Source organism: Streptomyces prunicolor NBRC 13075 (genome assembly GCF_000367365.1).
GTDB classification, from domain to species: Bacteria; Actinomycetota; Actinomycetes; order Streptomycetales; family Streptomycetaceae; genus Streptomyces; species Streptomyces prunicolor.
In genome coordinates, this window is sequence record NZ_BARF01000091.1 from 73,287 (window position 1) to 98,014 (window position 24,728).

The following is a 24,728-nucleotide window of genomic DNA, read 5'->3' on the forward strand; positions in this document are numbered from 1 at the left end:
CTCAGGAGGCTTCAGAAACGGTACTGCTCGTCGTAGCCGGGGCCCGACTGCGGCTGCTGCTGCGGCTGTTGCTGGCCGTCGCCCTGGTACGGGTACTGCTGCTCCGGCGGCATCTCACCGCCGTAGGTCTCGTCGTTGCGCTGCTGCGGGACCCAGACCCCGCCGGCCGGGGTCTCGCCGCCGTAGCCGGCGTTGCCGTACTGGTCCTGCGTGTAGCCCTGTTGGGGATACTGCTGCTGACCGTCGTACCCCGTGTCGTAGCCGGTGCCGCCGTAGGTCTGCGTGCCGATGTACGGGTCGGAGTAGGCCGCGTACTGCTGCTGGCCGGTCGTGTCGTAGCCGTACTGCTGCTGGTCGTAGCCCGAGTAGTTGTCGTAGCCGTACTGCTGCTGGTCGGCCGCCGCGTAGGCCTGGTCCTGGGTCTGGCCCGCGGCCGCCGCGGCGTACGCCTGGTCGGCACCCTCGTAGTTGGGGTCCGTGGCGTTCGCGTACGCGGTGGCGCTGTACACGCCGTAGGAACCGGTGTCGTCCGGGAGGGGCTGTGGCTCGTAGACCGAGGTGGTCTCGGCGGCCGTGGGGGCGACGGGGCGATTCGGGGTGAACACGTCGTCGCGGTCGTAGTCGTCGTCCTGGCCGAAGGCGGCCTTGTTCTGGCCGTACTCCTGGAAGCCGCTCTCCGCACCTGCGGGGCCGGAGGCGTCCAGGTTCGGGTCCTGCTCGTCCGGCTCGCCGCGGCGGCGCTTGATGCCGCCCGCGCCCGGCCGGCCGGAGACCGCCCAGCCGGCTTCGAAGCCGCGGCGGAACGACAGCGTGACGTAGGTCTGACCGACGGCGAAGGCCACCGCGCCCAGGCCGATCACGATGACGGAAGGAATCAGCACCCCGAGCACGACGCCCAGGAAGCCGACGAAAGCGAGCAGCCGCCAGCGCAGGCGTGCCTTGTACTGCAGCAGCACCTCACCGAGCAACCACAGTGCGACGACGCCGAACGCGATGTAGAGGACCGTCCAGCCCATGTACGCCCCTCTCCCAGTGGCCGCTACGCAGTGTGTCCTATTCCGGAGCGACCGGTCTAGGCCCGCGATGGGTGGTGCAGGCCCAAGTTCTCGTGGATTTCAAGTGACGCCGTGGAGCTGTTGAGCGTGATGAAGTGCAGTCCGGGGACTCCCTCGGCCAGCAGCCGGGCGCAGAACTCGGTGGCGAACTCGATTCCGATCGAGCGTACAGCGGCCGGATCGTCTTTGGCTGTGAGGATTCGCTCTTTCAGGGCGGCCGGGATGTCGGCGTTGCTGAGCTGGGGCAACCGCTCCAGCATCCGCACGCTGGTCACCGGCATGACCTCGGGGATGACCGGGGTGCCGCAGCCCGCGGCCTCGACGCGGTCGCGCAGCCGCAGATACGACTCGGGTTCGAAGAACATCTGGGTGATCGCGTAGTCGGCGCCGGCCCGGCACTTGTCGACGAAGTGCGCGACGTCCGTGTCCCAGTCCGGGGAGCGCGGGTGCATCTCCGGGAAGGCCGCGACGCCGACGCAGAAATCGCCCGACTCCTTGATGAGGCGCACCAGTTCGGCCGCGTACGTCAGCCCCTGCGGGTGCGCCACCCAGTCGGCCATGGGGTCGCCGGGCGGGTCGCCGCGTACGGCCAGGATGTTGCGGATCCCGGCGTCGGCGTACTGGCCGATGATGTTGCGCAGTTCGGCGACGGAGTGGTTGACCGCGGTGAGGTGGGCGACCGGGGTGAGCGTCGTGTCGGCGACGATCTGCTCGGTCTCCTTGACGGTGCCCGCGCGCGTGGAGCCGCCGGCGCCGTAGGTCACGGAGACGAAGTCGGGGGCGACCGCCTCGACCCTCCGCAGCGCACTCCACAGGTTCCGCTCGCCTTTGGGGGTTTTCGGCGCGGAGAACTCGAACGAGTACGTCCCCTTGCCGGTCGCGAGCATGTCGCGCACGGTCCGTGCGCGATCAGTCCTGGTCGATGCGGTCCCGAAAGCCATACCCGCAGGTTAGTCAGGGGGCGGCGGTCACCCAACCGGAAGCGCGAATTTGCCCGGTTTGTCGCCCTCTTGTCCACCCATCGGACAACAGCGCGACTTCCTGGACGCCCGTCAGAGCCCGCGCAGCCGCTTCGCGAACTCCGCCGCCGCCGCGCCCGGGTCGTCGGCCTCCGTGATCGCCCGTACGACGACGACACGGCGGGCGCCCGCTTCGAGGACCTCGTCGAGGTTGCCGAGGTCGATGCCACCGATGGCGAACCAGGGGCGGTCGGTGCCCAGGGCGGCCGTGTACCGGACCAGGTCGAGGCCGGGGGCGTGGCGGCCGGGCTTGGTGGGGGTGGGCCAGCACGGGCCCGTGCAGAAGTAGTCCACGCCCTCCTGGACGGCGGCCGCCGCCGCTTCGGACTCGGCGTGCGTGGAGCGGCCGATCAGAACGTCCTCGCCGAGGATCGCGCGGGCCGCGGGGACCGGAAGGTCGCCCTGGCCCAGGTGCAGTACGTCGGCACCGGCGGCGTGGGCGACGTCCGCGCGGTCGTTGACCGCGAGGAGTCTGCCGTGCCGGGCGCAGGCGTCGGCGAACACCTGGAGGTGGTCCAGTTCCTCGGCGGCCTCCAGGCCCTTGTCGCGCAGCTGCACGATGTCGACCCCGCCGGCCAGGACCGCGTCCAGGAACTCCGGGAGGTCGCCCTGGCGTCGGCGGGCGTCCGTGCAGAGGTAGACCCGGGCGTCGGCAAGTTCCGCGCGGGCGGCGGCTGCGGCGGTGTCGGGCATGGCTGTGTCCCCCGTTGTCCTGCTCGTCGTGTGGTGGTGTCGCGCACGGGCCGCGGGCGGGGCCTGTTCAGGCAGGCCCTCGCGTCGCCGCGGCCCGTGCACCGGTCGGTCGTGCGGGTCAGACGGCGAGCGCCTGGGCGCGGCGCTTCACCTCCGTGCCGCGGTTCTCGCTCAGGGCCTGCGCGGGGGTGCCGGGCAGGCTGGGGTCGGGGGTGAAGAGCCACTCGAGCATCTCTTCGTCGGAGAAGCCGTCGTCCCGCAGGAGCGTCAGGGTCCCCGCGAGGCCCTTGACGACCTTCTGCTCGGCCCCGTCGATGAAGGCGGCGGGGACGTGCAGCGCGCGGTTCTCACCACGGCGTACGGCGATGACTTGGCCGTCCTTGACCAGCTGCCGCACGCGCGTCACCTCGACATCGAGCAACTCTGCGATGTCGGGCAGCGTGAGCCAGGCGGGGACGAGAGCATCGATCTTTGCGTCAATCTCGGTCACGTAAACAGCGTGCCATCCCGGACTGACAGTCGGAAGTCGGGCCGGTCCGACCCGGGGGGACGAACTAGGCGATAGCCGCCTTCATCGGCAGAGAAGCATCGGCCAGCAGCGCGGGATCCACCGGCGTGGCCGACTCGATCAGCCGACGGCCCTGAGCCAGGTCACGGGGGCGGCCGACCGCCAGGAGGGCCACCAGACGGTCCCCGCGCAGCCAGCAGACGCTCCACGCCGGGGTGGCCGGGTCGCCCCGCCACAGGGTGGTGTCGGCGGACGCGTGGTGACCGGCGTACTGGACGAACCGGCCGAACTGCTCCGACCAGAAGTACGGCACCGGGTCGTAGACCGCCGGGGTCTCCCCCACGATGTTCGCGGCGACCGTGCGCGGCCCCTGGAGGGCGTTGTCCCAGTGGTGGACCAGAAGGCGCTCGCCATACCTTCCCGAAGGGAAGGAGGCGCAGTCGCCGACCGCGTACACGTCCGGCACCGAGGTGCGCAGGCCGTCGTCGGCGAGGACCTCGCGGTGGGCGCCCAGTTCGATGCCGGAGCCGGTCAGCCAGGCGGTGGCGGGGCGGGCGCCGATGCCGACCACGACGGCGCCCGCGGGCAGCCGTGAGCCGTCGTCGAGCACGACTTCGCCGGGCTCGATGTGCTTCACGCGTGCGTGCGTCCGCAGTGTGGCTCCGGCGGCGGCGTACCAGGCGGCCATCGGCGCGGCCACCTCGGCGGGCAGCGCGCCCGCGAGCGGCCGGTCGGCTGCTTCCACGACGGTCACCGCGCAGCCCGCCTCGCGCGCGGCCGTGGCGAACTCCGCGCCGATCCAGCCCGCGCCGACCACCACGATGTCATGCTGCCGGGCGAGCACCGGCCGCAGCCGCTCGGCGTCGTCCAGGGTGCGCAGCAGATGTACCCCGGGGATGCCGTCGGCGCCCGGCAGCCGGATCGGTTCGGCACCGGTGGCGAGCACGAGGACGTCGTAGGGCACCGGGCCCTCGGCGGTGTCCAGTTCGTGGTCGGCGGGGCGCAGGCCCACCACCTCGCGCCCCAGCTGCACCTCAATGCCGAGCGCCTCGAAGTCGACGTCGAAGGCGGAGCCCTCGGCCTTGCCGAGCAGGACGGCCTTGGACAGCGGGGGCCGGTCGTACGGCTGATGGGGTTCCGCGCCGATCAGCGTGACGGTGCCGGTGAAGCCCTGCTCCCGTAGCGCGACCGCGGTCTGCACCCCGGCCATGCCCGCGCCGACGACGACCACGCGCCGTCCTGTCACCGTGCCCTGGTCCCGCGTCTGCTCGCTCACTCGATCACCATAGACACCTGACAATTTGTCAGGCAGTGGGCGCGTCAGGTGACCTGTTCCACAATGCTGGTCCCGTTTCCCGGCTGGGACTCCCACTCCCAGGTCTCGTCGAGGCGCACGCGACCGTCGGACAACTCGACCACTTCGGACACGCAGTGCCCGCTGGACGTCGTCCCGTCCGTCTTCAACTGCACGTACCGGAAGTCCAATCGATCCCCCGCGCGCGTGCCGACGAGTTGCCCGCGCACGACATCGCCGCCCGCGTACTCGGCCCAGATCTCGCCGTCCTTCTCGTGGTACGCGAACCGGGTGCGGGTGCCGACCTGCCCCGGTGCCTGGTCCGCTACGGGGGCGAACACGAGGCCGTCGAGCGAGCGGGTCATGGACGGAGGCTCCCTTACTGGGACATGGGGTACGGGCTAGGGTGGCCAACGTACAAGCACTCGCGGGAGTCCGGACGCACCGGGCTGAGAGGGAGGCTGGCCGGCCTCCGACCGTACGAACCTGATCCGGGTCATGCCGGCGAAGGGAGGGGCTGGACGCCCATGCCTACACGTACGTCAGACGTCCTCGTCGTCGGGGGCGGAATCATCGGCCTGGTCACAGCCTGGCGCGCGGCCCAACGCGGCTTCTCCACGGCCGTGTTGGACCCGGAGCCGGGCGGCGGGGCCGCCCAGGTGGCCGCCGGGATGCTGGCCGCCGTCACCGAGCTCCACTACGGCGAACAGACCCTGCTCGCCCTCAACCTCGCCTCGGCGCAGCGCTACCCGGACTTCGCGGCCGAGCTGACCGACCTCACCGGCCTCGACCTCGGCTACCGGCGCTGCGGCACGCTCGCCGTCGCCCTGGACGCCGACGACCGCGCCCATCTGCGCGAACTGCACGCCCTGCAGCACCAGTCGGGGCTCGACTCCGAGTGGCTGTCCGGGCGCGAGTGCCGGCGCCTGGAGCCGATGCTCGCGCCGGGTGTGCGCGGGGGGCTCAGGGTCGACGGGGACCATCAGGTGGACCCGAGGCGGCTTGCGGGGGCGCTGGTGGCCGCCTGCGAGCGCGCCGGGGTCGTCCTCCACCGGACGTGGGCCGAGCGGCTCACGGTCGAGCGGGACCGCGCCACGGGGGTCCTCACGCGCGAGGGCGAGGTGCTGGGCGCGGGCCAGGTCGTCCTCGCGGGCGGCAGCCTCAGCGGGCAGCTGAAGGGCGTCCCTGACGACGTCCTGCCGCCCGTACGGCCCGTGAAGGGCCAGGTGTTGCGGCTGACCGTGCCGGAGCGTCACGCGCCGTTCCTGAACCGGACCGTGCGGGCCGTGGTGCGCGGCAGCCACGTCTACCTGGTGCCGCGCGAGAACGGCGAACTGGTCGTCGGCGCGACCAGTGAGGAACTGGGCTGGGACACGACCGTGACGGCCGGCGGTGTCTACGAACTCCTCCGCGACGCCCACGAGTTGGTCCCCGGGATCACCGAACTCCCGCTCACCGAGACCCGGGCCGGACTGCGCCCCGGGTCCCCCGACAACGCGCCGCTGCTCGGCCCGACCGCCCTGCCGGGCCTGCTGCTGGCCACCGGGCACTACCGCAACGGCGTGCTGCTCACTCCGGTCACCGGCGATGCCCTGGCGCACGCGCTCAGCACCGGTGAACTCCCGGACGAGGCACGCCCGTTCACGCCGAAGCGGTTCGGCGCCGGAGCACTCGTGGAGCAGTCCGTATGAACGTCTCCGTCAACGGGGAGCCCCGGGAGATCGCTCCCGGCACGGCTCTCGACACCCTGGTGCGTGCCCTGACCCCGGCCCCCTCCGGTGTGGCCGCCGCCCTCAACGAAACCGTCGTCCCGCGCGCGGAGTGGCCGTCGACCTCCCTCTCCGAGGGAGACCGCGTCGAGGTCCTCACCGCCGTCCAAGGAGGCTGACCCATGGCCGACGACCCCTTCGTCCTCGGTGGTACGTCCTTCACGTCCCGGCTGATCATGGGCACCGGTGGTGCGCCCAGCCTCGACGTCCTGGAGCGCGCGCTGGTGGCCTCCGGGACGGAACTCACGACGGTCGCGATGCGGCGCGTAAACGCTTCCGTGCACGGTTCGGTGCTGTCCGTCCTGGAGCGGCTCGGTATCCGGGTGCTGCCCAACACCGCGGGGTGCTTCACGGCGGGCGAGGCGGTGCTGACGGCGCGACTGGCGCGAGAGGCTCTGGGGACCCCACTGATCAAACTTGAAGTGATCGCGGACGAGCGCACGTTGCTGCCCGATCCGATCGAGCTGCTCGATGCCGCAGAGACGTTGGTCGACGACGGATTCACGGTGCTGCCTTACACGAACGACGATCCTGTGCTGGCGCGGAAGCTGGAGGACGTCGGGTGTGCGGCGATCATGCCGCTCGGGTCGCCGATCGGATCCGGGCTCGGGATTCGCAACCCGCACAACTTCCAGCTGATCACCGAGCACGCGCGTGTGCCGGTGATTCTGGACGCGGGGGCCGGTACGGCTTCCGACGCCGCGTTCGCGATGGAGCTGGGGTGTGCCGGTGTGATGCTTGCCTCAGCGGTGACGCGGGCGCAGGAACCGGTGTTGATGGCGTCGGCGATGCGGAGCGCGGTGGAAGCGGGGAGGTTGGCGTTCCGGGCGGGGCGTATCCCCCGTAGGTACTTCGCCGAGGCGTCTTCCCCGACAACCGGCGTGGCCTGCCTGGACCCGGAACGCCCCGCCTTCTGAATCTCCCGCCCACGCACCACCCGCCGAACCGCACAGCCCGGCCCCGGATACCCGCCCCACCATGAGGTATCCGTCACAGGTCGGCTTCAGTACCGCCCCGAAACCGGCCGAAAACGCCGTGCTGTCAGCCTTGGCTCGTACACTCACCTGCGTGGATACGACCCTTCATGACCCTCTCGTCGGGCAGTTGCTCGACGGCCGCTATCGCGTCGACGCGCGGATCGCCGTCGGCGGGATGGCCACGGTCTACCGGGCCGTGGACACCCGCCTGGACCGGGTTCTCGCGCTCAAGGTGATGCACCCGACGCTGGCGGCCGACGCCCACTTCGTGGACCGGTTCATCCGCGAGGCGAAGTCCGTGGCGCGGCTGGCGCATCCGAACGTGGTGCAGGTCTTCGACCAGGGCGCCGACCGGTCGTACGTCTATCTGGCCATGGAGTACGTCGCCGGCTGCACCCTGCGGGACGTGCTGCGCGAGCGCGGGGCGCTCCAGCCGCGGGCCGCCCTCGACATCATGGAGCCGGTGCTGGCCGCGCTCGGTGCCGCGCACCGGGCCGGGTTCGTGCACCGGGACATGAAGCCGGAGAACGTGCTCATAGGGGACGACGGCCGGGTCAAGGTCGCCGACTTCGGGCTGGTCAGGTCCGTCGACACGAACACCAGCACCACGGGAGCCGTGCTCGGCACGGTGTCGTATCTCGCGCCGGAGCAGATCGAGGGCAGCACCGCCGACCCCCGGGTCGACGTGTACGCGTGCGGTGTCGTCCTCTACGAGATGCTCACCGGCCAGAAGCCGCACGACGGCGACTCCGCCGCGATCGTGCTCTACAAGCACCTGCACGAGGACGTCCCGCCGCCCTCGGCGCTCGTGCCGGGGCTGGCGTACGAGCTGGACGAGCTGGTCGCCACCGCCACCGCGCGCACCCCGGACCTGCGGCCGTACGACGCGGTCGCGCTGTTCGGGATGGTCCGCGAGGCGCGGTCGGGGCTGAGCACCGAGCAGCTGGACGCGGTGCCGCCGCAGGCGCTGACCTCGGAGTATCCCAACGCCGAGAACCGTACGAGTGTGATCCCGCGCTCGCTGACCGTGCCGCGTCCGCTGCCGGTCAGCGAGGACGACGAGCCCGGCGCCCCGTTCAACCGGACCAGCCGGTTCGAGAGCGGGCCGCCGCTGCCGCCCCGGCGGCGCGAGGCGCGGCGGCCCCGGCGCGGGCTGCTGGCGATCGTCGCCGCCCTGCTGCTGATCGTCGGGGTCGGGGCGGGCGTCTGGTACATCAACTCCGGCCAGTTCACCAAGGTCCCGCCGCTGCTGGCGAAGACCGAGGCGCAGGCGAAGGAGCGGCTGAAGGATGCCGGTCTCGACGTCAAGAAGGTCGACCACGCGTACAGCGACACCGTGAAGCGCGGCACGGTCATCAGCACCGACCCGGTGTCCGGCGCCCGCATCCGGGACAACGACTCGGTGGCCCTGACCATCTCGGACGGCCCGGAGACCGTGAAGGTCCCCGACCTGACGGGCACCCGCCTGGCCAAGGCGCAGACCCTGCTGAAGCAGGACGGGCTGGCGGCCGGCATGGTCACCAGGGAGTTCAGCGACGACGTCCCCAAGGGCTTCGTGATCAGCACCGACCCCGAGGCGGGCACCGAGCGCCACGCGGGCTCGGCGATCGCCATGACCGTCAGCAAGGGCAGCGCGGTCGACGTGCCCGACGTCACCGGTGAGGACCTGGACGACGCGAAGTCCGACCTCCAGGAGGCCGGCCTCAAGGTCACGGTGTCGGACACCGAGATCACCTCGGAGTACGACGCGGGTCAGGTCGCCCAGCAGACCCCGGCCGGCGACAGCCAGGCCGCCGAGGGCGACACGGTGACGCTGACGCTGTCCAAGGGCCCGGAGCTGGTCGAGGTCCCGAGCGTGGTCGGCGCGAGCGTCGACGCCGCGACGAAGCTCCTTGAGCAGTCCGGCTTCAAGGTCAAGGAGGACCGGGGCATCCTGGGTCTGTTCGGCGACACCGTGAAGAGCCAGTCCGTGGACGCGGGCGAACAGGCCGCCAAGGGGTCGACGATCACGATCACCATCCGGTGACGGGGGCGGCACGCGCGCGTGACACCCTGGACGGGTGAGCAGCGAGTCCCCTTCCAGCGCCCCCGGATTCCCTTCCGGCGCCCCTGAGTTCCCTTCCCGCAACCCCGTCGGCGGCCATGTCCCGGTCGCCGGCGGTCTCCACTCCGTGGGCCTGTCCTACGCCCGTGAGCTGGCCGCCGAGACCGTGCAGGTCTTCGTCGCCAACCCGCGGGGCTGGGCCACACCGGTCGGGAACCCGCGTCAGGACGAGGAGTTCCGCGCGGTCTGCGAGGCCGAGTCGATCCCGGCGTACGTGCACGCCCCGTACCTGATCAACTTCGGCTCGCACACCGAGGCCACCGTGGAGAAGTCCGTTGATTCGCTACGGCACTCGCTGCGGCGCGGGCGGGAGATCGGCGCGCTCGGTGTCGTCGTGCACACCGGGAGCGCGACGGGCGGTCGGGAACGGGCCGTGGCGCTGGCCCAGGTGCGGGAGCATCTGCTGCCGCTGCTGGACGAGTTGACCCACGACGACGACCCGTTCCTGCTCCTGGAGTCGACGGCCGGGCAGGGCTCGTCCCTGTGCTCCCGGACCTGGGACTTCGGGCCGTACTTCGAGGCGCTGGACGCCCATCCGAAGCTGGGCGTGTGCCTGGACACCTGCCACATCTTCGCCGCGGGGCACGACCTGACCGGCCCGAGCGGTATGCACCAGACCCTCGATCTGCTGGTGGACACGGTCGGCGAGGGACGGCTGAAACTGATCCACGCCAACGACTCCAAGGACGTCGTCGGCGCCCACAAGGACCGGCACGAGAACATCGGCTCCGGCCATATCGGCGAGGACCCGTTCCGTGCCCTGATGACCCACCCGGCGACCGCGGGCGTACCGCTGATCATCGAGACGCCCGGCGGCAAGGAAGGGCACGCGGCGGATGTGGAGCGGCTGAAGAAGCTCAGGGACGCGTAGCCCTCAGAGACTCACAGCTCGGGACCCTCGCCGGACCCTTCCTGGTACGAGTACCGCTGCTCCTGCCAGGGATCACCCACGTTGTGATACCCGCGCTCCTCCCAGAATCCCCGCCGGTCCGCCGTCATGTACTCGACGCCCCGGACCCACTTCGGGCCCTTCCAGGCGTACAGGTGGGGGACGACCAGGCGGAGCGGGAAGCCGTGTTCCGCGGTGAGGAGTTCGCCGTCCTTGTGGGTGGCGAAGATGGTGCCGTCGGCCGCGAAGTCGGCGAGCCGGAGGTTGGCGCTGAAGCCGTACTCCGCCCAGACCATGACATGGGTGACGGCGGGTGCGGGCGGGGCGGTCTCCAGGATCGTGCGGGCGGGGATGCCGCCCCATTCGGCGCCGAGCATGCTGAACTTCGTGACGCAGTGCAGATCGGCCACTACGGAGTCGTAGGGCAGGGCCGTGAACTCTTCGTGGTTCCAGCAGTGCTTGTCGCCGTCGGCGGTGGCGCCGAAGACCCTGAACTCCCAGCGTTCGGGGCGGAACTTGGGCACGGGGCCGTAGTGCGTGACCGGCCAGCCGCGCTGGAGCCGCTGGCCCGGTGGCAGCTCGGACTGTTCGACCCCTCTCTGACCCATGACTCCATCCTGACAGACCGGGGGTGGTGCACATGACCGGCTCTGGACGGATTCGGGCAACTCCTACTAAGCATGCACTTACTGGACGACGTCTTCGCGCCGGTGCAATCATGCGGCGCACCCGCCAGTTCCCCCGTTTTTGGAAGGAGCCTCTGCGATGCAGGGCGACCCCGAGGTCCTCGAGTTCCTGAACGAGCAGCTCACCGGTGAGCTGACCGCGATCAACCAGTACTGGCTGCACTACCGCATCCAGGACAACAACGGTTGGACCAAGCTCGCCAAGTACACGCGTGAAGAGTCCATCGATGAGATGAAGCACGCGGACAAGATCACCGAGCGCATCCTGATGCTCGACGGTCTGCCGAACTACCAGCGGCTGTTCCACGTCCGGGTCGGCCAGACGGTCACCGAGATGTTCCAGGCGGACCGGCAGGTGGAGGTCGAGGCGATCGACCGCCTCAAGCGCGGTATCGAGGTGATGCGCACGAAGGGCGACATCACGTCGGCCAACATCTTCGAGGACATCCTCGAGGACGAGGAGCACCACATCGACTACCTCGACACGCAGCTGCAGCTGATCGAGCAGCTCGGCGAGGCGCTCTACATCGCGCAGCAGATCGAGCAGCCCAGCTAGAGCCCCGGCCGGAGCCCGCTAGGCAGCGTCTTCCAGATCGGCCATCGCGGCCACTCCGGTCAGCTCGGTGAGTATCGACTCGCCCTGGTCGGCCGCCTCGCGGCGCGGGCAGGCGCCCCGGCCCAGCAGGGCCTGGATACGGCGTACGCACGACCCGCAGTCGGTGCCCGCCTTGCAGGCCGACGCTATCTGCCGGGGGGTGCAGGCACCGCCCTCAGCGTGCTTCGCGACCTGCGCCTCGGTCACACCGAAGCAGTTGCAGACATACACGCGGGTCACCTCCCGGGCGGGATCGAAGGTCGTCGCGCCATCCCGATAATCGGTGAGGCTAACCTAACCTTACCCGCCGCGCAGGAGCTGTAAAAGTGCCGTGGGGCGGGGATCGTATGTGATCCCCGCCCCACGGCACACTGCTGTAACAGGTGAAACGGTTACTGGTCCCTGTACATCTCGGCGACGAGGAAGGCCAGGTCAAGCGACTGACTGCGGTTGAGGCGCGGGTCGCAGGCCGTCTCGTAGCGCTGGTGCAGATCGTCGACGAAGATCTCGTCGCCGCCGCCCACGCACTCGGTGACATCGTCGCCGGTGAGCTCGACGTGGATGCCGCCCGGGTGGGTGCCGAGGCCCTTGTGGACCTCGAAGAAGCCCTTCACCTCATCCAGCACGTCGTCGAAGCGGCGGGTCTTGTGACCGGAGGCCGCCTCGTACGTGTTGCCGTGCATCGGGTCGGTGATCCATGCCACGGTCGCACCGGACGCGGTGACCTTCTCGACCAGCTCGGGCAGCTTGTCGCGGACCTTGTCCGCGCCCATCCGCACGATGAAGGTGAGGCGGCCGGGCTCGCGGTCCGGGTCGAGGCGCTCGATGTACTGGAGCGCGTCCTCGGCGGTCGTCGTCGGGCCCAGCTTGATGCCGATCGGGTTGCGGATCCGGGAGGCGAACTCGATGTGCGCGCCGTCCAGTTGACGGGTGCGCTCGCCGATCCACACCATGTGCGCGGAGACGTCGTAGAGCCTGCCGGTGCGGGAGTCGACCCGGGTCAGGGCCGACTCGTAGTCCAGCAGCAGCGCCTCGTGCGAGGAGTAGAACTCGACGGTCTTGAACTCCTCCGGGTCCGTCCCGCAGGCCCGCATGAAGTTCAGCGCGCTGTCGATCTCGCGCGCGAGCTGCTCGTAGCGCTGGCCGGAGGGGGACGACTTCACGAAGTCCTGGTTCCAGGCGTGCACCTGGCGCAGGTCCGCGTAACCGCCGGTGGTGAAGGCGCGGACCAGGTTGAGCGTGGACGCGGACGCGTTGTACATCCGCTTCAGGCGCTCGGGGTCCGGGATGCGGGACTTCTCGTCGAAGGCGAAGCCGTTGACCGAGTCGCCGCGGTACGTCGGCAGGGTCACGCCGTCACGGGTCTCGGTGCCCTTGGAGCGCGGCTTGGAGTACTGGCCGGCGATACGGCCGACCTTCACCACCGGCACCGAGGCGGCGTACGTCAGCACGGCGCCCATCTGGAGCAGGGTCTTCAGCTTGTTGCGGATGTGGTCGGCGGACACCGCGTCGAAGGCCTCGGCGCAGTCGCCGCCCTGGAGGAGGAACGCCTCTCCCTTGGCGACGGCCGCCAACCGGGCGCGCAGCTGGTCGCACTCGCCCGCGAAGACGAGCGGCGGATACGACTCGAGGTCCGCGATCACTGCGCGCAGAGCCTCGGTGTCGGGGTACTCGGGCTGCTGCGCCGCGGGCAGGTCTCGCCAGGTGTTGCCAGCGCTGGCGCTGGTCTTAGCGTTCACGGTCACGCCCTCAACATTACGGGGTCGTGTCGAGCTATTTTCGCGCGGCTCGACAGGTGAGACACCCACACGCTCAGGTGTGCGTGGGGTAGGGTGCCCTCCATGTTCGCGCATTCGACCCGTAACTGGTGGTGGACCGCTCATCCGGCGGCCCACTGACTGCGCGTACTCCCAGTACTCCGCGAAGGCCGCCCGAGGGGCGGCCTTCGGTGTGTCCGGGGTCCGTTCCTCTCCACGAGAAGGAACCAAGGACCCATGCATCTGGACGACCTGCTCCGCGATCCCCGCCCGTTCGCCCTGCTGCGCCGTCGCACCCCGGGCCACGACCACGACGTGATCGAGGTCATGCTCGGCCCGGTCGCCTCCTACGACCGCCTCGCCGACCTCCCGGCCGAGGGCCTGGCCCTGATCCCCTACCGCCAGATCCGCGAACGCGGCTTCGACGTCCGCGACGACGGCACCCCGCTGACCTTCCTCACCCCCGAGGAGTCGTACGAGATCCCGCTCGCCGACGCCCTGGAACAGCTGCCCGCGCACGAGGTCCGGGTCGAGGGCGGTGGCTTCGACGTGGACGACGAGGCCTACGGCGAGATCGTCGGGCGCGTGCTGCGGGAGGAGATCGGGCGGGGCGAGGGCGCCAACTTCGTCATCCGGCGGACGTACGAGGGGGAGATCCCGGGGTACGGCAGGGCCGAGGCGCTGGCGTTGTTCCGGCGGCTGCTGGTCGGGGAGCGGGGCGCGTACTGGACGTTCGTCGTGCACACGGGCGAGCGGACGCTCGTGGGCGCGAGCCCCGAGGTACACGTCCGGATGTCCGGCGGGACCGTCGTGATGAACCCGATCAGCGGGACGTACCGCTATCCCGCCGAAGGGCCGACGCCCGAGCACCTCCTGACCTTCCTCGCCGACGGCAAGGAGATCGAGGAGCTGTCGATGGTCGTCGACGAGGAGCTCAAGATGATGTGCACGGTCGGCGACATGGGCGGGGTCGTGATCGGACCGCGGCTGAGCGAGATGGCCCATCTCGCGCACACCGAGTACGAGTTGCGCGGCCGTTCCTCGCTGGACGTGCGCGAGGTCCTGAAGGAGACGATGTTCGCGGCGACCGTCACCGGCTCGCCCGTGCAGAACGCCTGCCGGGTCATCGAGCGGCACGAGGTCGGCGGGCGCGGCTACTACGCCGGTGCGCTGGCGCTGCTCGGCCGCGACTCCGGCGGCGCCCAGACCCTCGACTCCCCCATCCTCATCCGCACCGCCGACATCGACCCGTCCGGCCGGCTGCGGGTACCGGTCGGTGCCACCCTGGTCCGCGGTTCGAACCCGGCGAGCGAGGTCGCGGAGACCCACGCGAAGGCGGCGGGGGTCCTGGCGGCTCTCGGCGTACGACCGTCCCGGCCGCGTGACGAGAGCACGCGCCCCCGGCTGGCCGACGACCCGCGTGTGCGTGCCGCGCTCGACGGGCGCCGGTCCTCGCTCGCCCCGTTCTGGCTGCGGATGCAGGAGCGGTCCGAGGAACTGACCGGGCACGCGCTGGTCGTCGACGGGGAGGACACCTTCACGGCGATGCTGGCGCATGTGCTGCGGTCGAGCGGCCTTGAGGTGACCGTGCGGCGGTACGACGAGGAGGGGCTGCGGGAGGCGGCGCTCGCGCACGAGGGCCCGGTGGTGCTGGGACCGGGGCCGGGCGACCCCTCCGACGCGGCCGACCCGAAGATGCGCTTCCTGCGAACGCTGACCACCGAGCTCGTCCGGGCGAACCGGCACGGTGTCCTCGGCGTGTGCCTCGGGCACGAGCTGATCGCGGCGGAGCTGGGGCTGGAGATCGTACGGAAGGAGGTTCCGTACCAGGGGGCGCAGACGGCGATCGACCTGTTCGGGAGGGAGGAGATCGTCGGCTTCTACAACAGCTTCGTGGCGCGGTGTGACGACGAGGCCGCCGCTGAACTGGCCGCCCATGGTGTGGAGTTGAGCCGGAGCGCGAGTGGGGAAGTGCACGCACTGCGGGGGCCCGGGTTCGCCGGGGTCCAGTTCCACCCGGAGTCCGTCCTGACGCTCAACGGGGCAGTTGTCGTACGGGAGTTGGTGGGTCAGTTGCGCGGGACGAGCGCAAGGTCGGTGTTGTCGAAGCCGGTGGAGCGCCGGACGGGCTGAGCTGCCCGGCCGACGCCCGGAGTGCGGCCACGGCTCAGCCGAAGAACACCCCGACCTCCTCGTACAACTTCGGGTCGACCGTCTTCAGTTGGGCCGTGGCCTCCGCGATCGGTACCCGGATGATGTCCGTGCCGCGCAGGGCGACCATCTTGCCGAAGTCGCCGTCGCGGACGGCCTCGATGGCGTGCAGGCCGAAGCGGGTGGCGAGCCAGCGGTCGAAGGCGCTGGGTGTGCCGCCGCGCTGGATGTGGCCGAGGACGGTGGTGCGGGCCTCCTTGCCGGTGCGCTTCTCGATCTCCTTGGCCAGCCACTCGCCGACGCCGGACAGCCGGACGTGCCCGTAGGAGTCGAGGGTCCCGTCCTTCAGCACGACGTCGCCGTCCTTGGGCATGGCCCCCTCCGCGACGACCACGATCGGGGCGTACGACGCCTTGAAGCGCGAGGTGATCCAGCCGCACACCTGCTCGACGTCGAAGCGCTGCTCGGGGATGAGGATGACGTTGGCGCCGCCCGCGAGTCCGGAGTGGATGGCGATCCAGCCCGCGTGCCGGCCCATCACCTCGCAGACGAGGACCCGCATGTGCGACTCGGCCGTGGTGTGCAGCCGGTCGATCGCCTCGGTGGCGATGCCCACGGCGGTGTCGAAGCCGAAGGTGTAGTCGGTGGCGGACAGGTCGTTGTCGATGGTCTTCGGTACGCCGACGCATGGCACGCCGTACTCGTCCGAGAGCCGCGCGGCCACGCCCAGGGTGTCCTCGCCGCCGATCACGATGAGCGCGTCGACCTCCTGCGCGGCGAGGTTGGCCTTGATCCGGCTGATGCCGTTCTCCAGCTTCAGCGGGTTGGTGCGGGAGGAGCCGAGGATGGTGCCGCCGCGGGGCAGGATGCCGCGCACCGCGGGGATGTCGAGCCGGACGGTGTCGCCTTCGAGTGGGCCTCGCCAGCCGTCCCGGTAGCCGACGAAGCCGTAGCCGTACTCCTGCACGCCCTTGCGGACGATGCCCCGGATGACGGCGTTGAGTCCGGGGCAGTCGCCGCCTCCGGTCAGTACTCCGACGCGCATGGAAATATCCCTTCGCCGCGGTTTCCTGTGAGAGCCACGCTAATGGTGATCCAGGTCACAGAGGGATGGGCGGGAAGGTCAATTCCGAGATCAATTCCGTTGAATTGTCCGGGAGTTGATCTACGCATCGGATCAACTCGTGCGTCTACGCGTCGTCGAGGCCGCGCTCTATGGCGTACCGGACCAGCTCCACCCGGTTGTGCAACTGGAGCTTGCCCAGGGTGTTTTGGACGTGGTTCTGGACCGTGCGGTGCGAGATGACCAGGCGTTCGGCGATCTGCTTGTAGCTCAGGCCCTTGGCGACCAGGCGCAGCACTTCGGTCTCGCGGTCGGTGAGTTGGGGTGCCTTGGGCCGGTCGCCGTCGGTGACCGGTGCCGGGTCGGAGGCCAGGCGGCGGTACTCACCGAGGACCAGTCCGGCGAGGCCCGGGGTGAACACCGGGTCGCCGACCGCCGTGCGCCGCACCGCGTCCAACAGCTCTTCCGTGGAAGCCGACTTGAGCAGATAGCCGGTCGCGCCGGACTTCACCGCCTCCAGGACGTCGGCGTGCTCGCCGCTCGCGGAGAGGACGAGGACACGCAACGCCGGGTTGGCGCCCACCAGTTCCTTGCAGACCTGGACGCCGGGCATCTGCGGCAGGTTCAGGTCCAGGACGAGGACGTCCGGGGCGGCGGCCTTCGCTCGACGTACCGCCTGCTCGCCGTCACCGGCGGTGGCGACCACGTCGAAGCCGGACTCGGCCAGGTCGCGGGCGACCGCGTCGCGCCACATCGGGTGGTCGTCGACCACCATGACCCTGATCGGGCCCCGCTGCTCACTCATCGTGTTCCCGCCTTCCCCCGCGCTTTCGGTACTTTCAACTCAACTTCCGTGCCCTGCCCGGGAATCGAGACCAGCTCCGCGCTGCCCCCGAGGTCCCGCAACCGCCCCCGGATCGACAGCGCGACCCCGAGCCGCCCCTCCCCCTCGGCCTGCGCGAGCCGCCCCTCGGGAATCCCGGGCCCGTCGTCCCGCACGGTCACCACGACCTCCCGGGGTTCGTCCTCGACCAGGATCCACGCCCGCGCGTCCGCACCGGCATGCCTGCGCACATTGTCCAGGGCGGCACCGACAGCGGCGGCCAACTCCTTCGCGGCAGGCGCGGGCAACGGCACCGGAGCCCCCGGCTCGGCGAAACTCACCTTGGCGGCGGCATACGGCGCGAGCAACGCCCGCAGATCGACCGGCCCGTCGTCGGCCTCGTCCACTTCCACTTCTACGGCTCTCACGACCGCGCCCTCCGCCGCGTCCAGCGAGACCCGGGACACGGGCACCAGGGCGCCGGAGACCAGGGTGCGCAGCGCGATCTCCTGTTCGCCCGCCATCCGGCCCAGCTCGCCCGCCTCGCCGCCGAGCACGGCACCGCGCCGCTGGACCATCGCCAGTACCTGGAGGACACCGTCGTGGATGTCCCGGGCGAGCCGCTCCCGTTCCCGGGTGGTGGCCTCGATCTCCAGGGCGCGGGCAAGGGTGCGCTCGGAGGCCCGGGCGACCTCCACGACGTAGCCGATGGCGATGGAGGCGACCCAGACGAGGACCACGTTGTGGACGGTGTCGCGGGCCGGGGAGCCGCGCTCGATCAGGTTGGCGGCGGCGACCGGTGTGGAGGCGAACGCGGCCCAGCGCCAGCCGCCCTTGATGGCGTAGGCGAGGACCGAACCGGCGGTCCATATCGACGGCAGGGTGGGGCCGCCGCCCGAGATGTGGTGGTCGTCGGCCGCGAGCGGGGTGAGGACGATGCCGGTCAGCGCGATCGCGAGGTCGACGGCGAGGAAGCGCTTGGTGCAGGCGACCGCGCTCTGCACCCGAGGCAGGGTGGCGAGCGTCCACACGAACAGGACGACGTAGAAGGCGATGGCGATGCCCGGACGGTCGAACTCGTCGTAGGCGGAGGCGAAGAGCCCGATCGCGTACAGCATGGTCAGCACGCGGTAGCCGCTCAGGGCACGCCACAGCGGCTGTTCCACGGACATTCTGACGACGCGCACCTGCTTGGCCATGGCCCCCTACCCCCGACACAGACCGGCCCACCTAGGGGCTCGTCTGCTCCTTCTCCGTCTGTGCGAGTGCGGCCTTCGCCGCCTTGTCCGCTTCCTTGTCGGCCTTCGCCGCTTCCGCGATCTGCCGCTTGGCGGCGGTCGCGTAGATGTCGACGTACTCCTGGCCGGAGAGCTTCATGATCTCGTACATGACCTCGTCGGTCACCGCGCGGAGGACGAAACGGTCGTGCTCCATGCCGTTGTACCGGCTGAAGTCGAGCGGCTTGCCGATCCGGATGCCGGGCCGCATCAGCTTCGGCATGACCTTGCCGGGCGGCTGGATCTTCTCCGTGTCGATCATCGCGACCGGGATCACCGGAGCGCCGGTGGCGAGCGCCACGCGCGCGAGGCCGCCGGGCTTGCCACGGTACAGACGCCCGTCCGGGGAGCGCGTGCCCTCCGGATAGATACCGAACAGCTCACCGCGCTCCAGGACGTCGATCCCGGCCTTGATCGCGGCCTCGCCCGCCCCACGCGCACCGGAGCGGTCCACCGGAAGCTGGCCGGCGCCTTTGAAGAACGCGGCCGTCAGCTTGCCCTTCACCCCGGGGGTCGTGAAGTACTCGGCCTTCGCGATGAAGGTCACCTTGCGGTCCAGGACCGCGGGCAGGAAGAACGAGTCCGAGAACGAGAGGTGGTTGCTCGCCAGGATGGCGGCACCCTCGTCCGGAATGTTCTCCATGCCCTCCACCCAGGGTCGGAAGGCGACCTTCAGCGGTCCCCCGATGGCGACCTTCATCGTGCCGTACAACAACCGAGTGCCTCCCGTTTCCGTCGATCAGACCTTAACCCGGAGCACTGTCAAAGGACCCGACGACCCTGGTCGGTGTCAGTGCGGTCGCGTACGGTTAACCGCACCTGGACTTGTTCAGACCCCTCTCATGAACACGCGTCTCACCACCACGCCCTTCTCATGAACAGGAGACCGAAGGTGCCGGTCCTCCCCGGAGCCGAGCCGTACCGCCACGAGGGCGGGGAGGTCGGAGTGCTCCTCTGCCACGGCTTCACCGGTTCCCCGCAGTCGCTGCGCCCCTGGGCGGAGCATCTGGCCGAGCGCGGCCTCACCGTGTCGCTGCCGCTGCTGCCCGGGCACGGCACCCGCTGGGAGGACATGCAGCTCACCGGCTGGCAGGACTGGTACGCGGAGGTGGACCGCGAGCTGCGCGCCCTGCGCGGGCGCTGCTCACAGGTCTTCGTCGCGGGCCTGTCCATGGGCGGCGCGCTGGCGCTGCGGCTGGCCGCGAAGCACGGCGACGAGATCAGCGGTGTCGTGGTCGTCAACCCCGGTATCAAGGTGCACGGCCTCGCGGCGTACGCCCTTCCGGTGGCCCGCCACTTGGTGCGTACGGCGCCCGGTATCGCCAGCGACATCGCGAAGGAGGGCAGCGAGGAGGTCGGGTACGACAAGGTGCCGCTGCACTCCGCGCACTCCCTGCGTAACTTCTTCCGGCTGGTCGACCGTGAGCTTCCGCAGGTCACCCAGCCGCTCCTGCTGCTGCACAGCGCCCAGGACCATGTGGTTCCGCCGGCCGACTCGGCTCGTGTCCTCAGTCGGGTTTCCTCGACCGACGTGACGGAGATCCTGCTGGAACAGAGCTACCACGTCGCGACGTTGGACCACGACGCGGACCGGATTTTCGAGGAGAGCTTCGCGTTCATCGGCCGGCTCGCACCCAGTGCCGGCAAGCAGGTGTCCGACACGGGCCGGGTGAGCGAGCAGGAAGGGACGGCCACAGGTGGCTGAGCACGACTCCGACCGCGAGGGCCTCGAACCGGACGAGCAGGGCGTCCCGTTCGACGAGGAGGCCGCGTGGGCCGCGATCGTCGCCGGGTACGGCGAGGAGCCCAAGGATCCGCCGGGCGCCAAGCCGTTCAAGTCGATCGAGGACCTGGCGCTGCTCGATCCCGAGAAGAACGACGAGCAGCCGAAGGCCAAGGATCCGGACAAGGGCAACAAGGCCAAGGACAAAGGCGCGGGCAAGGACAAGGGTGCCGAGGAACCGCCGGCGCCCGCGAAGCCGTTGGGCAGTTCGGTGTCCTTCGCGCCCGGTGTCGGCGGTCCCCGTGACTTCACCTCGCCGGACTCCTCCGAGGAGGACTTCGACGAGGACGACGAGGGCCACTTCGTACCGCCGGAGCCGCCGCCGCTGCCGGACGCCGACACGACCGCCAAGTTCGCCTGGCTCGGGGTGATCGGCGGGCCGATCCTGCTGCTGCTGGCGGTGCTGCTCAGCTGGGACATGACCTGGTGGCTGGCGACCATCGGGATCGGCGGGTTCCTGGGCGGGTTCGGCACGTTGGTGATGCGGATGCGGACGGATGAGGAGGACGGGGACGATCCGGGGCGGGGCGCGGTCGTCTGACCTAGCGAACTGCCGGGATCTTGAGGGCGGCCAGCACCGGGAAGTGGTCGGTGGCCGCCCTCACGTCTGCCTCCGTGACGCCGGGCAGCCCGAGCGGCACCCCGCAGCCCAGTACCTCGATGCCCTGCGTCGCGAAGATCGCGTCGATGCGCTGGAAGGGGTTGCCTGGGGTCCAGGTGTTCTCGTCGCCCCAGGGGGCGGTGGCCCAGCAGTCCTGGAGTTTCTTGGCCAGGCGCTCGAAAGTCCGGCCGTCGGGGCGGTCGTTGAGGTCGCCGCCCGCGATCACGTGGTCCACGCCCATGCCGGCCAGCCGGTCGAGGAGCATGCCGCCCTGTTCGTAGCGTTCGTCCTGGCGGAGGCTGAGGTGACAGCTGAGGACGCCCAGGCGAGTGCCGCCGATCCGTACGACCGCGGTGGCGAAGCCGCGTCGGTGTTGGCCGGGGGTCAGTGGCAGGAGTACGTCCTCCGTGCGCTCGACCGTTGCCCGGAGTGAGCACAACAGCGCCGGGCCCGCTGCGGTGCCTCCGCCGGAGAGGACCACCAGGCCTGAGGCCAGGGCGAGGCGGGCCAGCTTCTTGCGCCAGCGGAAGAAGAGGGGGGCCTCTTGGATCAGGACGAGGTCGGGGGCGCAGGCCTTGATGACTCGGGCCAGGGCGGCTGTGTCGTCGCGCATCGAGCGGATGTTGTAGCTCAGGACGCGGATGATCGCTGAACCGTCGGGTTCGGTGCGGGAGTTGGGGAGCGGCGCCATGTGGATCAATCTACGCCTGACAGCTCGGGGCGCGAGGTACGTGGGCGACTGCCGGTCGTGCGTGGCTGGTCGCGCAGTTCCCCGCGCCCCTTAAAAGCAGAAAGCAAGGTGGGTTACATGATCGGGTCCGGCTCCCTCGCCAGGTCCGCTGCCCCCACCATGCCCGCCTTGTTGCCCAGTTGGGCGGCGATCACGTCGGCGACCGGGCGCCAGTTGCCGCCCACCAGCCAGCGTTTGTAGGACTTGCGGATGGGGTCGAGGACCAGTTCGCCCTCGTCGGAGAGGCCGCCGCCGACGATGAAGGCGGAGGGGTCGAAGAGGGAGGCGAGGTCGGCGAGGCCGGCGCCGGCCCAGCGGGCCAGTTCGCGGTAGGAGTCGACGGCGACCGGGTCGCCCTGGCGGGCGGCCATGGAGATGTGCTTGCCCTCGATGCCCTCGGGGCTGCCGTCGCCGAGGGAGAGCAGGACCTCCGCGGCCTCGGGGGTGGCGTTGGCGCGCTGCTTGGCGTAGCGGACGAGGGCGCGGCCGGAGGCGTACTGCTCCCAGCAGCCCTGTGAGCCGCAGCCGCACAGCAGGCCGTCCGGCACCATGCGGATGTGGCCGAACTCGGCGGCCACGCCGAAGTGTCCGCGGCGCAGCTTGTTGCCGATGATGATGCCGCCGCCGAGGCCGGTGCCGAGCGTGATGCAGATGACGTTGCGGTGGCCCTTGCCGGCGCCGAACTTGTACTCGCCCCAGGCCGCGGCGTTCGCGTCGTTCTCCACGACGACGGGGAGGCCCACGCGGGCCTCGACCTTCTCCTTCAGCGGCTCCTGGCGCCAGTCGATGTTCGGCGCGAAGTAGACCGTGGAGCGCTGACGGTTGACGTATCCGGCCGCACCGATGCCCACGCCGACGATCTCGTGCCCGGCGCGTGCTCCGTCGACCGCGGCGGCGATGGCGTCCACGATGCCCTCGGCCGTACCCGGGGTCGGCACCTTGTGGGTCGAGAGGATGTTGCCTTCCTCGTCGACAACCCCGGCCGCGATCTTGGTGCCGCCGATATCGACGCCGATGGTGAGTCCCATGAATCCCTCAGTTTCGGTCGAGCCCCGCTACGGCCCACCGTACCCGAGGGGCTTCTAGTCCAGGTCGATGCGCTCCCCCGGACCAGGGTCCTCGCCCCGGTCACGGCGGTCCTTCAACTCGGTGTCCCGTGCTGTCCAGCGTTGTTCCTGGGCCTGGACCGCTGAGCGGTACGCGGCGAGGAGTTCGTTTCCGGCCGCCGCGAGGTGGTCGAAGACGTCCGGGTTGCGTTCGATGACGGGCTCGACGGCTGCCTTGGCCTGCTGGACGACCTGCTTCACCACCTGCTGGGCGGCCGGTCCCGCGACCTGGCCGAGCAGCGGGGACTGGAGGCCGGACAGCTTGTCCGCGACGGTGTCGACGAGCTTGCGCAGTTCCTCGGCGGCCGAGCCCGGGGGCGGGCCGTACTGGGTGCGGCGGCGGGCCTTCTCCGCCGCGAGATCTTCGGCGGCCGCCGTCGCCCAGGCGTCGGCGTCGGTCGCCCGCACCTCGTCGAGCGCCTCTTCCTTGCCGGCCTCTGACGGGGGGAGCTCTTCGCTCATGACGGACTCCTGACTACGGTTCGTCTCTACGACGTTACCCGAATGGGCGTACGTGCTTCATCGTCTCCGCGTCCACAAATACCGACACGGTCACCTTCCCTGCGGCCACAGGTCCGGGTCGGGGGCGAAACGGATGCGCAGTTCGCCCTCGCGCAGGGCCGCGCCGGCCACGGTGCAGCGGCGCAGGGCCGACGGCAGCGGCACGATACGGCGGAACCGGCCGACGGTGACAACGAGTTCGTCGCCCCGGCGGACCAGGTCCAGTTCGTCCCGTATCGCGCCGGGCAGGGCAATGCTCCAGACCAGGACGCCGTCCTCGGCCAGCCGGTCGGTGACGGGCCACTCCACCGTGGAACCCGCCGCGTTGACACCGGGCACCGCGAGCGCGGTGAGGTCGTCGGTGCCGCGCGGGTCGTGGCCGAGGTGCGGGACGTGCCGGACCTCGTACGTCCCCTGCCACTCGTCCAGGGTCTTGCGCTGCTGGGCATTGAGGCCGGCCAGCCAGGTGTCCTCGACGGACTCGGGCAGCACCCGGTTGGCGACCAGCGCGTCGGGGCGCAGACCGCGCAGGGCGAGTGCGAGGCCGGCCTCGCGAACGGCGTCGGCGCCGGCCGGTCCGGGCTCGGCGACCAGTCGTACGGAGGTGTGGCGGTCGGCGAGAACCGCTTCCACGGCGGCCAGTTCGACGTCCCAGCGGCCGGCCGTGTCGTAGAGCCACTCCGAGGGCATCGGGACGCCGGCGAGGCGACCGAGAACCGGGCGGAGGGCGCGGGCCGCTTGCCGCTCGGCTGGGAGGAGGCGGCGCAGGTAGCGGCGGAGCTCTTCGGGGAGGGCGAGGAGGGCGAGCGCGTGGGGGGTGGGCGGGAGGTCCACGACCAGGAGGTCGTAGGCCTCGGACAGGGCCGCGTCCCTGAGGGCTCGGAGGAGGGCCAGTTCCTCGGCGCCGGGGAGGGGGGTCACCTCTTCCGCGTCCAGGCGGGCCGCGCCGAGGAGTTCGAGGGCGGTGGAGGCGCGGTCCTGGAAGGCGGTGAGGTCTGCGCGGAAGGATTCCGTGGCGTCGGGGCGCCAGGCCGTGAGGTTCTCGGCGGCTTCGACGGGGGCCGCTCCCGTGACCACGCCCAGGGCGGCGCCGAGGGTGTCGCTGCGGTCGGCACCGAGGAGGAGAGTGCGGGTGCCGGTGCCTGCGGCGGCTTGTGCGGTGGCTGCGGCGATGGTGCTTCGGCCGCTGCCGCCTGGGCCGGTGATCAGGAGGGTGCGCATATGAGTGAACGGTAGTCGCTCGGTGGGGGTTGGGCGCCGTTGCCGGAGGCTCCGCCCCCGGACCCCCGTCGGCCCTGAAGGGGCCTCGTCCTCAAACGCCGGACGGGCTGAGTAATGCCGGTCGTC

The 24,728-nt window shown here is 70.6% G+C and carries 27 protein-coding genes and 1 riboswitch; of the genes, 10 read left to right on the top strand and 17 right to left on the bottom strand.

Features of this window, described 5'->3' with window-relative positions:
• Nucleotides 1-11 precede the first annotated feature (11 nt).
• From SPR02S_RS38415 to SPR02S_RS38440, 6 genes are all read right to left on the bottom strand, one after another.
• The gene (locus SPR02S_RS38415) at nt 12-1,016 is read right to left on the bottom strand and encodes an SCO2102 family sporulation regulator (RefSeq protein ID WP_019062343.1); all 1,005 of its coding nucleotides are present in this window, start codon (nt 1,014-1,016) and stop codon (nt 12-14) included.
• Nucleotides 1,017-1,072: 56 nt separating this feature from the next.
• Nucleotides 1,073-1,996 (bottom strand): methylenetetrahydrofolate reductase [NAD(P)H], encoded by a 924-nt coding sequence (gene metF / locus SPR02S_RS38420; protein ID WP_026151234.1) that lies wholly within the window; start codon nt 1,994-1,996, stop codon nt 1,073-1,075.
• Between the two features lie 111 nt (nt 1,997-2,107).
• Entirely contained in the window at nt 2,108-2,767 is a 660-nt protein-coding gene (gene thiE, locus SPR02S_RS38425; RefSeq protein ID WP_019062345.1) for a thiamine phosphate synthase, read from the bottom strand.
• A gap of 118 nt (nt 2,768-2,885) precedes the next feature.
• The gene (locus tag SPR02S_RS38430) at nt 2,886-3,257 is read right to left on the bottom strand and encodes an Rv2175c family DNA-binding protein (protein ID WP_019062346.1); all 372 of its coding nucleotides are present in this window, start codon (nt 3,255-3,257) and stop codon (nt 2,886-2,888) included.
• A 64-nt stretch (nt 3,258-3,321) separates the two neighbouring features.
• Complete coding sequence (locus SPR02S_RS38435; protein ID WP_019062347.1) at nt 3,322-4,551, bottom strand: NAD(P)/FAD-dependent oxidoreductase; 1,230 nt, start codon at nt 4,549-4,551, stop codon at nt 3,322-3,324.
• Nucleotides 4,552-4,595: 44 nt separating this feature from the next.
• Nucleotides 4,596-4,934, bottom strand: a complete 339-nt coding sequence (locus tag SPR02S_RS38440; protein ID WP_019062348.1) for an avidin-fold protein — start codon at nt 4,932-4,934, stop codon at nt 4,596-4,598.
• A gap of 52 nt (nt 4,935-4,986) precedes the next feature.
• Nucleotides 4,987-5,099: riboswitch (TPP riboswitch) on the top strand.
• On the opposite strand from SPR02S_RS38440, the gene thiO reads away from it, so the two are divergent.
• The 5 genes from thiO (at nt 5,097) to SPR02S_RS38465 (ending at nt 10,290) form a co-directional block, all read left to right on the top strand.
• The gene (thiO, locus tag SPR02S_RS38445) at nt 5,097-6,260 is read left to right on the top strand and encodes a glycine oxidase ThiO (RefSeq protein WP_019062349.1); all 1,164 of its coding nucleotides are present in this window, start codon (nt 5,097-5,099) and stop codon (nt 6,258-6,260) included. (Overlaps the previous riboswitch by 3 nt.)
• Nucleotides 6,257-6,457 (top strand): sulfur carrier protein ThiS, encoded by a 201-nt coding sequence (gene thiS / locus SPR02S_RS38450; protein WP_019062350.1) that lies wholly within the window; start codon nt 6,257-6,259, stop codon nt 6,455-6,457. The genes thiO and thiS overlap by 4 nt, the downstream gene beginning before the upstream one ends.
• Before the next feature lie 3 nt (nt 6,458-6,460).
• Complete coding sequence (locus SPR02S_RS38455; protein WP_019062351.1) at nt 6,461-7,255, top strand: thiazole synthase; 795 nt, start codon at nt 6,461-6,463, stop codon at nt 7,253-7,255.
• A 151-nt stretch (nt 7,256-7,406) separates the two neighbouring features.
• Entirely contained in the window at nt 7,407-9,341 is a 1,935-nt protein-coding gene (pknB, locus tag SPR02S_RS38460) for a Stk1 family PASTA domain-containing Ser/Thr kinase (protein ID WP_026151235.1), read from the top strand.
• A 34-nt stretch (nt 9,342-9,375) separates the two neighbouring features.
• Nucleotides 9,376-10,290 (top strand): deoxyribonuclease IV, encoded by a 915-nt coding sequence (locus SPR02S_RS38465; RefSeq protein ID WP_019062353.1) that lies wholly within the window; start codon nt 9,376-9,378, stop codon nt 10,288-10,290.
• Between the two features lie 11 nt (nt 10,291-10,301).
• Here SPR02S_RS38465 and SPR02S_RS38470 read toward each other — a convergent pair whose 3' ends face one another.
• The gene (locus SPR02S_RS38470) at nt 10,302-10,916 is read right to left on the bottom strand and encodes a sulfite oxidase-like oxidoreductase (protein ID WP_019062354.1); all 615 of its coding nucleotides are present in this window, start codon (nt 10,914-10,916) and stop codon (nt 10,302-10,304) included.
• A gap of 157 nt (nt 10,917-11,073) precedes the next feature.
• Between SPR02S_RS38470 and bfr the strand changes: the two genes are divergently transcribed.
• Entirely contained in the window at nt 11,074-11,550 is a 477-nt protein-coding gene (bfr, locus tag SPR02S_RS38475; protein WP_019062355.1) for a bacterioferritin, read from the top strand.
• A gap of 18 nt (nt 11,551-11,568) precedes the next feature.
• Here bfr and SPR02S_RS38480 read toward each other — a convergent pair whose 3' ends face one another.
• Together SPR02S_RS38480 and SPR02S_RS38485 are read right to left on the bottom strand one after the other, a co-directional pair.
• Complete coding sequence (locus SPR02S_RS38480; RefSeq protein ID WP_078623126.1) at nt 11,569-11,829, bottom strand: (2Fe-2S)-binding protein; 261 nt, start codon at nt 11,827-11,829, stop codon at nt 11,569-11,571.
• Nucleotides 11,830-11,981: 152 nt separating this feature from the next.
• Nucleotides 11,982-13,334, bottom strand: coding sequence for a class II 3-deoxy-7-phosphoheptulonate synthase (locus SPR02S_RS38485; RefSeq protein ID WP_019062357.1), 1,353 nt, complete (start codon nt 13,332-13,334; stop codon nt 11,982-11,984).
• 96 nt (nt 13,335-13,430) lie between these two features.
• Here SPR02S_RS38485 and SPR02S_RS66290 point away from each other — a divergent pair, with 96 nt between their 5' ends.
• Nucleotides 13,431-13,487 carry a trp operon leader peptide gene (locus SPR02S_RS66290; protein ID WP_073735655.1) on the top strand — a complete coding sequence of 19 codons (57 nt, stop codon included), beginning with the start codon at nt 13,431-13,433 and terminating at the stop codon, nt 13,485-13,487.
• Between the two features lie 96 nt (nt 13,488-13,583).
• Entirely contained in the window at nt 13,584-15,479 is a 1,896-nt protein-coding gene (locus tag SPR02S_RS57290) for a phenazine-specific anthranilate synthase component I (protein ID WP_019062358.1), read from the top strand.
• 34 nt (nt 15,480-15,513) lie between these two features.
• On the opposite strand, the gene SPR02S_RS38495 is transcribed toward SPR02S_RS57290, so the two are convergent.
• The 4 genes from SPR02S_RS38495 to SPR02S_RS38510 all read right to left on the bottom strand — a co-directional run bounded on the left by SPR02S_RS38495 (nt 15,514) and on the right by SPR02S_RS38510 (nt 19,360).
• The gene (locus tag SPR02S_RS38495; RefSeq protein ID WP_019062359.1) at nt 15,514-16,542 is read right to left on the bottom strand and encodes a 6-phosphofructokinase; all 1,029 of its coding nucleotides are present in this window, start codon (nt 16,540-16,542) and stop codon (nt 15,514-15,516) included.
• A gap of 145 nt (nt 16,543-16,687) precedes the next feature.
• On the bottom strand, nt 16,688-17,365 hold the full coding sequence (locus SPR02S_RS38500; protein ID WP_019062360.1) for a response regulator: 678 nt from the start codon (nt 17,363-17,365) through the stop codon (nt 16,688-16,690).
• Complete coding sequence (gene macS, locus SPR02S_RS38505; RefSeq protein WP_019062361.1) at nt 17,362-18,582, bottom strand: MacS family sensor histidine kinase; 1,221 nt, start codon at nt 18,580-18,582, stop codon at nt 17,362-17,364. The genes SPR02S_RS38500 and macS overlap by 4 nt, the downstream gene beginning before the upstream one ends.
• Nucleotides 18,583-18,613: 31 nt before the next feature.
• Nucleotides 18,614-19,360 carry a lysophospholipid acyltransferase family protein gene (locus SPR02S_RS38510; RefSeq protein ID WP_020684254.1) on the bottom strand — a complete coding sequence of 249 codons (747 nt, stop codon included), beginning with the start codon at nt 19,358-19,360 and terminating at the stop codon, nt 18,614-18,616.
• Between the two features lie 192 nt (nt 19,361-19,552).
• On the opposite strand from SPR02S_RS38510, the gene SPR02S_RS38515 reads away from it, so the two are divergent.
• Entirely contained in the window at nt 19,553-20,365 is an 813-nt protein-coding gene (locus SPR02S_RS38515; RefSeq protein ID WP_019062363.1) for an alpha/beta hydrolase, read from the top strand.
• Nucleotides 20,358-20,984, top strand: a complete 627-nt coding sequence (locus tag SPR02S_RS38520) for a hypothetical protein (protein WP_019062364.1) — start codon at nt 20,358-20,360, stop codon at nt 20,982-20,984. The genes SPR02S_RS38515 and SPR02S_RS38520 overlap by 8 nt, the downstream gene beginning before the upstream one ends.
• A gap of 1 nt (nt 20,985) precedes the next feature.
• On the opposite strand, the gene SPR02S_RS38525 is transcribed toward SPR02S_RS38520, so the two are convergent.
• From SPR02S_RS38525 to SPR02S_RS38540, 4 genes are all read right to left on the bottom strand, one after another.
• Nucleotides 20,986-21,735, bottom strand: coding sequence for an endonuclease/exonuclease/phosphatase family protein (locus SPR02S_RS38525; RefSeq protein WP_019062365.1), 750 nt, complete (start codon nt 21,733-21,735; stop codon nt 20,986-20,988).
• A 113-nt stretch (nt 21,736-21,848) separates the two neighbouring features.
• Complete coding sequence (locus tag SPR02S_RS38530) at nt 21,849-22,802, bottom strand: ROK family glucokinase (RefSeq protein ID WP_019062366.1); 954 nt, start codon at nt 22,800-22,802, stop codon at nt 21,849-21,851.
• Nucleotides 22,803-22,856: 54 nt separating this feature from the next.
• The gene (locus SPR02S_RS38535) at nt 22,857-23,342 is read right to left on the bottom strand and encodes a DUF5304 domain-containing protein (protein ID WP_019062367.1); all 486 of its coding nucleotides are present in this window, start codon (nt 23,340-23,342) and stop codon (nt 22,857-22,859) included.
• A 90-nt stretch (nt 23,343-23,432) separates the two neighbouring features.
• The gene (locus SPR02S_RS38540) at nt 23,433-24,602 is read right to left on the bottom strand and encodes an ArsA family ATPase (protein WP_019062368.1); all 1,170 of its coding nucleotides are present in this window, start codon (nt 24,600-24,602) and stop codon (nt 23,433-23,435) included.
• Nucleotides 24,603-24,728: the final 126 nt, after the last annotated feature.